Origin of the sequence: Pseudoclavibacter sp. JAI123, assembly GCF_013409665.1 — a bacterium.
In the GTDB taxonomy this organism is placed as follows: domain Bacteria; phylum Actinomycetota; class Actinomycetes; order Actinomycetales; family Microbacteriaceae; genus Pseudoclavibacter.
In genome coordinates this window covers 367,848-379,691 of the sequence record NZ_JACCCM010000001.1, presented here as the reverse complement: position 1 = coordinate 379,691, position 11,844 = coordinate 367,848, and the positions used below count along the sequence as shown (strand labels likewise).

Below are 11,844 nucleotides of genomic sequence, written 5' to 3'. Positions count from 1 at the left end.
GGGGACAGCGTAGGGCAACGGATGCGCGTGGCGAGGCCTCGCATCCACTCGAGAAGCTTGTTGCACTTTCGGCTAGAAGTGCAATACTGCACTTGTGACCGATAGTGCAACGAGCCTGCGCGCCCGCAAGATGGCGCAGATGAGCCGCGACCTCGCGGCGGCCGCCCGCAGGCGAGCCCTCGATGCAGGACTCGCCGGCTTCACGATCGAGGAGCTCTGCGAGCAGGTCGGGATCTCCCGGCGGACGTTCTTCAACTACTTCGCATCGAAGGAAGACGCAGTTCTCGGCATCTCCGCTCGGCGCGACACGGCGCACCTCGACGAGGACTTCGTGGCTGGCGGTGACCCGCAGAGCAAGCACCTGAGCCCCGACCTCCTCGAGGCGCTCACCCGTCTCGCACTCGAGCGGTGGCGGATAGACGATCCCGAACCCGACCCCGAGCGCGTGCGCGAGGTCATGGCCGTCATCGACCAGGAGCCGCGCCTCTTCAAGCGTGTGCTCGAGCACATGTCGAGCGACGAGAAGCGCGACGTGGCACTCGTCGAGCGACGCGAGGGGCTCCCCGCCGGCGACCTCCGCGCCTCCGCCGCCGTGCAGATCCTCATGTCGATCATGCGGGCGAGTGCGTTCGAGTTCTTCACGACCGACAACACCGACGACATGGAGGCGATCGTCGGCAGGCGCGTCGACGCGATGCGCGCCGTGCTGCAGCGCTGACCCTCCCCCCTCCCCGCGGTTCGCCGCATCCCCCACCGCACTCTTCGAACGGACCAACGCATGACCTCCACCGCACACGCGCCTGCCGAGCCGCAGTTCCTGCTGACGAAGCGCAGGATCTGGACGATCTTCGGCGCCCTCATCGCAGGAATGCTGCTCTCGAGCCTCGACCAGACGATCGTGTCGACCGCGATGCCCACGATCGTCGGGGAGCTCGGCGGCGTCGACCACCAGGTGTGGATCACGACGGCCTACCTGCTCGCGACGACCATCGTCATGCCGATCTACGGCAAGTTCGGCGATGTCCTCGGGCGGCGGAACCTGTTCCTCGTCGCGATCGCGATCTTCACGCTCGCCTCCGTGGGGTGCGCCTTCGCGGACAGCTTCTGGGCGTTCGTCGTGTTCCGCGCCCTGCAAGGACTCGGCGGCGGCGGCCTCATCATCCTGTCGCAGGCGATCATCGCCGACATCGTGCCGGCGAGCGAGCGCGGCAAGTACCTCGGCCCGCTCGGTGCGGTCTTCGGCCTCTCCGCGGTCGGCGGCCCCCTTCTCGGCGGTTACTTCGTCGACCACCTGACGTGGCAGTGGGCGTTCTACATCAACATCCCCGTCGGCATCGCGGCCTTCATCATTGCCGTCGTCGCACTGAAGCTGCCGAGCAAGAAGGCGACGAAGCGCATCGACTACCTCGGCGTCATCTTCCTCTCGGCCGCAACGACGTGCCTCATCTTCTTCACCGACTCCGGTGCGGATGCCGAGCACGGCTGGGGTTCGATGGTCACGTGGGCGTGGGGTCTCGGACTGCTGGTTGCGGCAGCACTGTTCGTCTTCGTCGAGTCGCGCGCCGAGGACCCGATCATCCCGCTCGGCCTCTTCAAGAACCCGATCTTCGTGAACGCGACGGCCATCGGGCTGACGCTGGGCATCGGCATGTTCGCGGCGATCGGCTTCGTGCCGACGTTCCTGCAGATGTCGTCCGGCACCTCGGCGGCGGCGTCCGGCCTGCTCATGCTGCCCATGATGGCGGGCCTCATGGGCACGTCGATCGCGTCCGGCATCCTGATCTCGAAGACCGGCCGCTACCGCATCTACCCGATCATCGGGACGGTGCTCACGGGGCTCGCGATGGTCGCGATGACGACCCTCACGGCGGATACGCCGGTCTGGTTGATCTGCGTGTTCCTGTTCTTCTTCGGGGCGGGGCTCGGCCTCATCATGCAGGTGGTGGTGCTGGTGGTGCAGAACGCGGTTCCGGCTGCGGAGATCGGCACGGCGACGAGCACGAACAACTACTTCCGCGAGGTGGGTGCGGCGCTCGGCACGGCGGTGTTCGGCGCGATCTTCACGACGCGCCTCACCGAGAACCTGACGTCGGTGTTCACGGCGAGCGGGGCCAGCCCGGCGGATGCGGCGGCGGCGACGTCATCGATCGACCCGCAGACGTTGTCGCAGCTGCCTGACGAGGTGCGAGATGGCATCGTCACGGCGTATGCGGATGCGCTGGCGCCCGTGTTCTGGTACCTCGTGCCGTTCATCGCCCTCGCGTTCCTGCTGTCGCTGTTCCTGAAGCAGATCCCGCTGTCGGATGTCGCGGGGCTGGTGGCCCGCGGTGAAGCGGTTGGCGGCGACGAGGCTGAGGAGCTCGATGCGGCGGCCCGGGGCGGCGCTCGGGCAGCGCACGCGGGTGTCGCAGAGACGGCACGGGTCGGCGCGGCGGCGGCCACGGGCGCGGGCGCGGGCGCGGCGACGACGGTTGCATCGGCCGCAGAGGGGCCTGATCAGGCGTCTGACATCGGGCCGCAGCGCGACTAGCGCCCTGTCGTCACGGGCCGGCTCACTGAGAGCTTCGTCGCTACTCAGGCAGCTGGCCCGTTGGCGAACGCCCGGGCGATTCGGAGCGCGGCCTCGACGTGCATCCCCTCGAAGGGAAGGACGGCAACAAGCGCGTCGCGAGTGAGGTCGGGACCCAGCTGCGTGGCGCGGAGAACGGCTTCGGTGTCCACGCGTTCGGGCGCCGATTCTGGGTCGTCGAGTTCCATGGCGGCGCCTTGGAACCAGTCGTCGGCGGCGTCGAGCATCCGCTGTTCGCTGAGCGCGGGCAGCAGGTGCCGGTCGAGGCCGTCGGCGACGCCGTGGTCGACGGTGCGCCAATCGGCTTCACCGCGGTCGAGCCAGGAGACGAACCCGAGCCAGGGCTGCTCGTCACCACTGGACCACTCGCTGCCCGATTCGTCGCGAACCGCAGCCTCGACGTGTTCGATCGCCCAGTCGGGGAGGCCGGCGGTGGGGTCGACGCCCGCCCGGTGCGTCTCGGAGTGGTCGCGGTCGATGCCGCTGAGGACGGCGCGGCCGGTGGCGAGCGGAGTGAGGCGCGCCCAGCTGCCGCCGCCGTCGGAGTAGAACCAGCCGTGGCGGTCGGCGCGCGCGTTTTGGTTGTTCTCTCCGAGGATCGCCGTCTCTATGGCGGCCGCCAGCGCCCAACGGCCCCTCATGACCTCGAGGGGTGGGAACTGCTGAGCGCGGATTCGTGGCATGCGTCTATTCTCGCGAGCTGCCGGTCGACAGCTCCTGGGCGACGGGGTCGGCGACACGACTTGCGACGAGGTCGGGGGCCGAAGCCCTGAACTCCACGGGGCGCGCCGAGCTGTCACTTGAGCGAATCTGGCTGCGACTGCCCCTTGGCCCTGTTGCGGGCTCGACCTTCCAGACGCGGTCGGCCGAGGGCACGATGACGAGCCTTTCCAGGTGGACTTCGTGGTGGTGGAAGCTGCACAACGCGATGCCGTTGCAGGTGTCGGTGAGACCGCCCTGCCACCAGGGTCTGACGTGGTGGAACTCGACCATGTCGAAGGGGAACACGCAGCCGGGTGCCCGGCACCCGCCGTCTCTGGCGAAGATCGCTCTTCGCTGAGCGGGGCTGAAGAGTCGTCGCTTGCGACCCAGCTTGAGCACTTCTCCGTCGTCGTCGACGAGGGCGGCCCGGATGATGCCGTCGCACAGGATGCGCCTGGCGACGTCGATCGAGGCCGGTTCGCCGGAGTGTTCGAAGCGCGGTACATCGGCCAGGCTGTCGATGGCTCCGAGGAGCCCTGTGCGAGTGACCGAGACGACCAGGGTCGGAGCCTCGCCGCCCGTGCGCGGCGCGGCCGGGGACTCAGCATGCTGCGCGAACACCGACACGAGAGCGTCGATGCGCCGTTGGGACGGGCTGCGCTCGTCTCGGATCGGCACCTCAGGCTCGTGCACACCGGACGTGCCGGGCACACCGAGTACACCTGACGCATCGGACACACCGACTGCACCGGACGCACGAAGCGTGGCGTCATGGCCGGCGTCTTCCTCGTCGCAGGCGTGATCGCGCCTCGGCGAGAGGTACGCGTCGAGGACTCGCTGCAGGATCTCGCCCTGCTCAGGCGTCGCGAGGAGCCGCCCCTGCACCATTCCGTCGGAGCGGCGCGTGAAGGAGAGACCGCGCTTCTCGGCTTGGCGCTCCGCGTTGGGCTCCGCACCGTCGGGGTCGAGGAAGGCAACCCACACGGCCGCCTGCTTGGCGAGGCGCTCCGGCGAGGCGGGCTCGTCGTCTTCTGGCGTGAGTCCGCAGGCTGCCCGCACGAGCTCGTACTCCGCACGATCGAGGGCGGAGACATCAGCGCGACCATCGGCCTCACGCAGCCCTCTGGCGATCGCTGATGCCTGCGAGAGGGTCACTCGCCCTTCTGCGACGGCGAGCGCGACGTGGCCCCGCGTCGGCTGCAGCGGCTCACCCGTCATGCTGATCGTCTCGCGAGTCGCCTCCGCGAGCTCTCGCATGGCGCCTGCCTCACCTCGTCGGAGCCCGAGGGTCTGCTGCACGGCCTCGTGCACCGATCTGAACCCACCGCGCCGCACCAGCGACCCTGAGAATGCCACGGGGGTCACCTCGTCGCGCCCGAGCAGTTCGGCGGTCATCTCGAGGAGGGTCGCGTCGAGCATGCGCTTGCGTGCGGCCAGCTCTTCGAACGCGGCGAAGAACTCCGTATCGAGCAGGGATGCGATGGAACGGCGCCCGTCGATGAGCGCCTCGACCGCCGGAGTCGCGCCGACCGCGGCCTCGCGAACGGCGGCTGCAACACCTGTCGGAAGCGACACCGCGACCGGACAAGAAGCCTCGTCGCTTCGCAGACTCTGCGCTTCACTCTGCATTTCGACCTCCCCCAAGATCCACTCCCACCCTACCACTCACTCGTACATATGTACGAGTTTTCACAGTAAGTTCTCTTCACGCATCCCCACGCGCAGCCCCACACGCAGCGACGCCGAAGCACTCCTCACGCTACGACCGACCACCGACATCCTGAGCCTCCCCGCGAACCACGACTCGCAGCCCCGCTCGCGGCCCTCCTCACTGCACCTCGGATGTGGTGACCAGCCGGAGCCACGGACCGGGCGGCACGTCCTCGAAGTCGACGAACGCCCAGTCGACGAGGTCGGTGCTGCCGTCGAGGTGCTCGAACGCGAGGCAGCCGTTGACAGCGGGTGAGACGTCGAGACCCGCACCTCCGAAGCGGGTGTTCGCGGGCCTGGCATCGTCGTGGCCGAAGACGTACTCGTCGTCGTCGTACACGCCGGGTCCCGCATCCTGGATCTGCGCGTAGCAGACCCGACCGTCGCGGTGCAGCATCACCCAGCGGTTCTTCATAAGACTTCGGAGGGGGTCCAGGGCGATGGACGCGTACTCGGGCTCGTCAGCCCAGGGCACGACCTCGGCTCGCATGCCCCGCGCAGCCTCGTTGTTGATGTCGTCGAAGGGCAGGTCAATGTAGAAGGGGTTCTGGAGCGGGGTCATGCTGCTCGGGAAGTAGTCCTGCGCTTCATAGCGGGGCTCGGTGCCGCAGTGAACCCCTCCCGCGCCGTCGTCGGTGAGACGCCCATCGCAGCCGCCGTAGGAGTCGTACCAGCGGGAATCGTAGGTCGAGTACACCTGGGTGCCATCGGACGCGGTCGGGTCGAAGAGCTCCCCGACCCAGAATGTCGTTGCCACGATCTCGGTGTGCCACGGGTACTTGCCTTCGGCGAGGGCCCTCGTCTGCACGCACCCGGTCAACGAGACGGAGGAGAGCAGCAGGAAGGCGAGCGCCACGGCGATGGTGCGGTGACGAATCATGCCGGGGCACCGCGGTCGGGGTTCTGCGGCGCGCTGATCCGGTCGGGCCCGGGCGCCAGCACATGCGGGCCTTCAGGACGGCCCTGCGGAGGCGTCACCGGGGGCAGTTGCGCCGGCGGCGCACCGTCGGCCTCGTAGAGGGCGGCATCGTCGACGGTGAGCGTCCCATTCGAGAAGAGGCTCAGCCCGAAGCTGATGCCCGTGTAGCCGCCCGGGATCGGCGGCGGCTCCCACACTGCATGCGCGTAGGTGGTGCTCGCCTCGAACCACGGGCTCGACGACCAGTACGTCCACGCGCCGGAGGGCGCGCGCAGGAACACGACGAACTGCGTCGGCGTCGACGAGGTGTACCAGGTGCGCAGTGAGTAGCTGGTTCCGGCGGTGACGCCCGGCGAGCACCAGCCGAGGTCGAAGCGCGGCATCAGCTTCGTCTCACCCGACTCGTGGTCGACGAGCGTCATCCTGCTGGCCCAGGCGCCCGTGTGGGCTTCGCCGACCGTCGACGCGTGCACCCTGCTCTCGCCCCAGCCGGTGCGCGTCCAGCATCGCGCCCTGTCCTCCTCGTTGAGTTCTTCCATGCCCGGGTTCACGATTCCGTTCACACCCGGCTCGACAGCTGGCGGTGGCGGAACCTCGACCGCGGGAGCCAGGGGCCCGCCGATGACGTCCCCCACGGTTCTGACGACGGTGTCGTGGGTGGATGCACGGGGTTCGAGCCAGGCGAGGAAGTCGGCCAGCATCGTCGGGGTGACTCGGATGTCGCTGCAGCGCTCGACGCAGACGTCGTGGAAGGTGAGCTGCGTCCATCCGCCGGTCCGCTCGGCGTCCAGGACGACGGCTTTGAGGTCGTCGAGCGTCCACTCCGACTCGACCTGCTGCGGCGCGTCCGTCGAGTACGGGTTGGCGGGAGGCAACGCCTCCGCCGACTCGCACTCGTCGCACCCGAACCGCGTCCGCAGGTCGCCGAGCTCCCTCGCGGAGTTGTAGCCGCACTCCTGAACGGTCTGCTCGACGCCCGGCAGCGATGACCCGTGCGGATACGCGAAGTTGCGGACCTCGTACCCCCACGAGAGGAGGGTGGCGCGGTCGGTGCAGATCTGCCGCTTCGCCTCATCGAGGGGCACGAAGGCGAGATCGAAGTGGTTGACCGTGTGCCCACCGATCTCATGGCCCGCCGCGCTCAACGCCTCCAGGTCTGCGCGGGACACGTAGGCATTGGTGTCGACGAACCCGGAGGGGATGAAGAAGGTGGCCTCCATCGCATGCTCGGCGAGGATGGGGGCGGCGAGCATCTGGTTGGCGTTCCCATCGTCGAAGGTGAGGCTCACGACCGTCTGCCCGGCCGATTCGACGGGTTCATCCGGTGCGACTGGTTCGGCCGCGGCCCCAGGTGCGATCGCCATGGCCAACAGTGCGGCGATGCTGATGAAGAGCCCTGCTCTGACGGCGCGGCCGACCGCGGTCACGGTGATCAGTCCACCGTGACCGACTTGGCGAGGTTCCTGGGCTTGTCGACATCCAGCCCGAGTTCCAGGGCCATGCTCCGCGCGAAGAGCTGCAGCGCGACCACCGCGGGCAGCGGGCCCCAGGGCGAGCGCTGGTCGGTGTGCCCTTCACCCAGGCCGCGTCGAGTGACGGGGAGCGTCGAGTCCGCCCCTCCGACGGTGAGGACTCGGCCGCCTCGAGCCGCTACTTCGGCGACGTTGATGGCGAGGCGGGGCTCGCTGGACTCGATGACGAAGACCGGGGTGCCGGTGTCCACGAGCGCGAGCGGCCCGTGCTTCAGCTCGCCCGCCGCGTACGTCTCGGCCCAGCGGTAGCTCAGCTCCTTGAGCTTGAGCGCCCCCTCCGCAGCGTAGAGGAGCCCGGTGCCCCGGCCGAGGAACAGGTACCCCGACGCGTCCCGCAGCTCGAGCGCGAGGGCCGGAACTGCGGTGGAGGCGAGTTCGATGGCCGTGGTCAGGAGGAGCGGGGTGCGTTCGAGTTCGTCGATGACCGCCCGCGCTGTCCTCGGCTCGATGCGTCGCATGGCGGCGAGGGCCGAGAGCGCGAGCGCCGCCCCGGTCATGACCTGCGCCGTGAAGGTCTTCGTCGCGGCGACGCCGATCTCGGGACCCGCGTGGCAGTCGAGCAGGGCATCCGCACGACGCGCGAGACTCGAATGCGTGGTGTTGGTGAGCGCGAGCACCGCCTGCGGGCGCTCCCCGAAGCAGTCGAGCGCATGGAGGATGTCGGCGGTCTCCCCGGACTGGCTGATCGCGATCACGAGGGTTCGGGGCTCGATCACGGTGGAGGCGGCCTCGCTGGCGACGACCGACCGCGTGGGGAGCTGTCCGAGGCGCGTGAAGACGGAGGCGATGGCCCGCCCCGCGTTGAGCGAGGTGCCGCAGCCCAGCATCACGACCCGCTCGAAGGGCGGCAGCTGCAGCTCCGCCCACATGCGTCCATCCGCGATCCTGTCGGCGAACCTGTCGAGGACTCTCGCCGCGACGGCCGGCTGCTCGCCGATCTCCACGCCCATGCTGTCGCCGATGCGCTGCTGGGCCGACGCGTCCTGCGACCAGCGCATGGCGTGGAGCGCCGGTGCCACGATCTCCTTCCCTCCCCGCCTCCACCTGTCGCTGAGGTGACGCACCTCGACGCTGTCGCCGTCCTCGATGACCCGGAACTCTGGCGCCCAGGCGGCAATGGCGTTGACGTCGCTCGCGAGGACGGCGCCACCCATCGTGCGAGCGATGACGAGGGGCGAGCGGTGCACGGCCGCGACGACGTGCCCCCTGACCGAGTCGAGGACCACGATGGCCCACGATCCGCGCAGGCGCGCGACGGCCTGGTCGACCGCCGTGTGCAGCGACGCCTGGTTGCGCATGCCGTCTTCCACGAGGTGCGCGACGACCTCGGAGTCGACCGAGCTCGCGAACGCGTGCCCCGCGGCGATCAACTCCGTGCGAAGCTCGTCGGCGTTCTCGATGATGCCGTTGTGCGCGATGCTGATGCGCCCCGTGCAGTCGCCGAGCGGATGCGCGTTGCTCTCCTCGACGAGGCCGTGCGTCGCCCACCTGGTGTGCCCGATCCCCGATCCCTGCTTGGCGAGCTCGGGCGAGCGCTCGACGGCGTCGACGACGGCTTCCGAGAGTCCCGCCATGCGCGCGACCGAGCGGACGATCGTGTGGCGGCCGCTCGGTGTTGGGACCGCGACCCCGGCGGAGTCGTACCCGCGATATTCGAGCCGACGAAGTGCCTCGAGGAGCGTCGGCAGCGCCGGGTTGGTGCCGACGCACGCGATGATGCCGCACATCAGAGATCAGCGGTGGTCGTGGCGCCGACGATCGACATGAGGTCGTCTGGCCTGGTTCCCGACTTCTGGATGCCGGCCGCGACGAGGTCGATGATCTCGTTGAGCGACGTGGCGGGGTGGTACCCGACCGCGAGCCTGGCCTTGGTGTTGTCCGGCACTCGGCGCCGCATGTCCTCGAAGCCCGGCGAGTATGCGACGTCGTACGGGATGAACTCGATCGCACTCTGGCTGTCGAGCCGCGCCACGATGCGTTCGGCGAGGTCGACGATCGACACCTCGTGGGCGCCGCCCAGGTTGAAGGCCTGACCGCTCTCGTGCTCGTGCTCGGCGAGCTGCACCATCGCGGGCACCACGTCGCCGACGTACGAGAAGCAGCGGCTCTGTGTGCCGTCGCCGAAGACGGTGAGGGGGACGCCCCGCACGGCCTGCCCCACGAGGTTCGGCACCACCATCCCGTAGCGGCCCGTCTGCCGTGGCCCGACGGTGTTGAAGAGCCGAACGATGGAGACGTCGAGTCCGAACTCGTCGACGTAGGCGCGCGCGAAGCTCTCGTCGAGCCCCTTCGCCGCGGCGTAGGTCCACCGCGATGCGAGGGGTGAGCCGAGGATGCGGTCGCTCTCCTCGTGCAGGCTGTCCGCGGTGTTCTTGCCGTAGATCTCGCTCGTGGAGACCAGCAGGACGGATGCGCCGACGCCCACCGCGGCATCCAGCACGTTCTCGGTGCCGTGGAGGTTGACGCGCAGGCCCCGCAGCGGCTGCTCGACGATGAGCTTCACCCCAACGACCGCGGCGAGGTGGAACACGCGATCGCAGCCGGCGATCGCCTCGCGGACGGATCGCGGGCGGAGGATCGAGCCGAACACGATGTTCAAGCGCGGATGCGACTGCAGCCCGAGCAGGTTGCGGATCGAGCCGGTGGAGAGGTCGTCGAGCACGGTCACCTCGTCACCGGCGGCGAGGAGGTGCTCGACGAGGTGGCTGCCGACGAATCCGGCGCCGCCCGTCACGAGAGTCTTCATGAGGAGTTCTTCTTCCCTAGGTGCGGAGTTGATCGTGCGCGTCGTTACAGCAGCACTCGGCCGGGCAGGTCCGCGCTGCGGTAGGTGCCGTCGAGCACCAGCGTGTGGGAGGTGAGCCAGGCGAGGTCGAGGCCGGAGTGCAGCGTGTGCACCAGCACGAGGCCGGCCTCGAACGCATCCGGATCGTCGAGCGAACGGAGCGTGCGCCCGGACGGGAGCGACACTTCCGGCACGTGGGGGTCGACGTACGCGAGGGACGCCCCGAGCCCGTCGAGGGCGGCGAGGATCTCGAGCGCGGGCGATTCACGCAGGTCGGCGACGTCGGGTTTGTAGGCGACTCCGATGACGAGGATGCGGGCCCCGAGGATGCCGGACCCCGCCTCGGAGAGCAGGTCGCGGATCCGCTGCACCACGTGCCCCGGCCTGGCGGAGATGCTGGCCATGGCGGCCGTGATCATCGGCGCCTCGACTCGGTCCTTGCGCAGCTGCCAGAGCAGGTAGTGCGGGTCGCACGGGATGCAGTGGCCGCCGACGCCGGGGCCGGGGTAGAAGGGCATGAAGCCGTACGGCTTCGTCGCGGCGGCATCGATGACCTCCGTCACCGGGATCCTGAGGGATGCGCAGATGTCGGCGAATTCGTTGGCGAGCGCGATGTTCACGGCGCGGAACGTGTTCTCGAGCAGCTTGGTCATCTCGGCGACCTCGAGGCTGGAGACGCGGTGCACCTCCCCCGCGTAGCGACTGAGCAACGTGACAGCCGCTTCGAGGCATTTCGGTGTTGCGCCGCCGACGACCCGAGGGACGACCTCCTGGGAAAAGAGGTCGACCCCCGGGTTGATGCGTTCGGCGCTGAACGCAACACTCACGTCGTCTCCCACGACGAGCCCCCGGAGGGCGAGAGGTGCCACGAGGAGGTCCTCGGTGCAGCCGACGTAGGTCGTCGACGTGAGCATGATGAGCTGACCCGGTCTTGCGAGGGCGACCACCATCGCCGATGCCGCGGTCAGCAGGTGCAGGTCGGGCACCAGGTGCCCGTCAACGGGGGTCGGTACGCAGACGATGACCGCTGCCGCCCTCGACACCTCGCGTTCGTCGTCGGTGAGGTGGAAGCGCTCGTCGTCGAGCGCGGCGCTGAGCCTCACGCGGTCGGAGTCCAGCAGATCGGCGTGCTCCGAGCGGATGATCTCGAGCCGTCGAGGGGAGACGTCGAGCGCGAGCACGCGGCTTCCGCCGGCGAAGTAGGCGAGTGCGGTCGGCAGTCCGACGTACCCGAGGCCGACGATGGCCACGTCGTAGTCGAACGCGGGAGCGCTCTCAGAGGAGGGCGCGATCGCGGCAGGCTCGGCCCGCTCGGCGACCGGCGGGAGGTCGAGCGGCTTGGCGTCTGCGGTGATCCTGATGGGCTCTGGACTCGCGGGGACGGCCGTCGTCTCCGGTGTCGGATGCAGCGTGGTCATCATGCTCCAATGACGAGTTCACGGCACAGCACCGGCGAGAGAAGCTCGTGCCGGCCTGCGTTGTGGGTTGTCGTGAGACAGGTCACAGGGTCCGGGTGACGAGGTTCCGCCAGCATGCACGCCGTGGAATCGTCGGTCAAGGTCGTTCACGCCGAACGGCGGTTAACCGCCGCAGCTGGCCCGAGAATGCGGAAAACCGCAAGCATTCG

General features: G+C 69.0%; 9 protein-coding genes. 2 read left to right on the top strand and 7 right to left on the bottom strand.

All coding sequences use genetic code 11. From position 1 onward, the window contains the following. Nucleotides 1–94: 94 nt before the first annotated feature. Together HDC34_RS01850 and HDC34_RS01845 are read left to right on the top strand one after the other, a co-directional pair. A complete protein-coding gene (locus tag HDC34_RS01850; protein ID WP_308807228.1) occupies nt 95–718 on the top strand; it encodes a helix-turn-helix domain-containing protein in 624 nt (207 codons plus the stop codon). Between the two features lie 60 nt (nt 719–778). Beyond that, nucleotides 779–2,530 carry an MDR family MFS transporter gene (locus HDC34_RS01845; RefSeq protein ID WP_179555607.1) on the top strand — a complete coding sequence of 584 codons (1,752 nt, stop codon included), beginning with the start codon at nt 779–781 and terminating at the stop codon, nt 2,528–2,530. Between the two features lie 44 nt (nt 2,531–2,574). Here HDC34_RS01845 and HDC34_RS01840 read toward each other — a convergent pair whose 3' ends face one another. The 7 genes from HDC34_RS01840 to HDC34_RS01810 all read right to left on the bottom strand — a co-directional run bounded on the left by HDC34_RS01840 (nt 2,575) and on the right by HDC34_RS01810 (nt 11,635). Further along, nucleotides 2,575–3,252, bottom strand: a complete 678-nt coding sequence (locus HDC34_RS01840) for a hypothetical protein (protein WP_179555606.1) — start codon at nt 3,250–3,252, stop codon at nt 2,575–2,577. Between the two features lie 4 nt (nt 3,253–3,256). Beyond that, nucleotides 3,257–4,846, bottom strand: coding sequence for an HNH endonuclease signature motif containing protein (locus HDC34_RS01835; protein ID WP_179555605.1), 1,590 nt, complete (start codon nt 4,844–4,846; stop codon nt 3,257–3,259). 253 nt (nt 4,847–5,099) lie between these two features. Beyond that, nucleotides 5,100–5,861 carry a hypothetical protein gene (locus HDC34_RS01830; protein WP_179555604.1) on the bottom strand — a complete coding sequence of 254 codons (762 nt, stop codon included), beginning with the start codon at nt 5,859–5,861 and terminating at the stop codon, nt 5,100–5,102. Further along, the gene (locus HDC34_RS01825) at nt 5,858–7,327 is read right to left on the bottom strand and encodes a polysaccharide deacetylase family protein (RefSeq protein ID WP_179555603.1); all 1,470 of its coding nucleotides are present in this window, start codon (nt 7,325–7,327) and stop codon (nt 5,858–5,860) included. Before HDC34_RS01825 ends, HDC34_RS01830 begins: the two co-directional genes overlap by 4 nt. Nucleotides 7,328–7,332: 5 nt before the next feature. Further along, nucleotides 7,333–9,159 carry a glutamine--fructose-6-phosphate transaminase (isomerizing) gene (gene glmS, locus HDC34_RS01820; RefSeq protein WP_179555602.1) on the bottom strand — a complete coding sequence of 609 codons (1,827 nt, stop codon included), beginning with the start codon at nt 9,157–9,159 and terminating at the stop codon, nt 7,333–7,335. Further along, on the bottom strand, nt 9,159–10,178 hold the full coding sequence (locus tag HDC34_RS01815) for an NAD(P)-dependent oxidoreductase (RefSeq protein WP_179555601.1): 1,020 nt from the start codon (nt 10,176–10,178) through the stop codon (nt 9,159–9,161). Before HDC34_RS01815 ends, glmS begins: the two co-directional genes overlap by 1 nt. Nucleotides 10,179–10,222: 44 nt before the next feature. After that, nucleotides 10,223–11,635 (bottom strand): nucleotide sugar dehydrogenase, encoded by a 1,413-nt coding sequence (locus HDC34_RS01810; protein WP_179555600.1) that lies wholly within the window; start codon nt 11,633–11,635, stop codon nt 10,223–10,225. Nucleotides 11,636–11,844 lie beyond the last annotated feature (209 nt).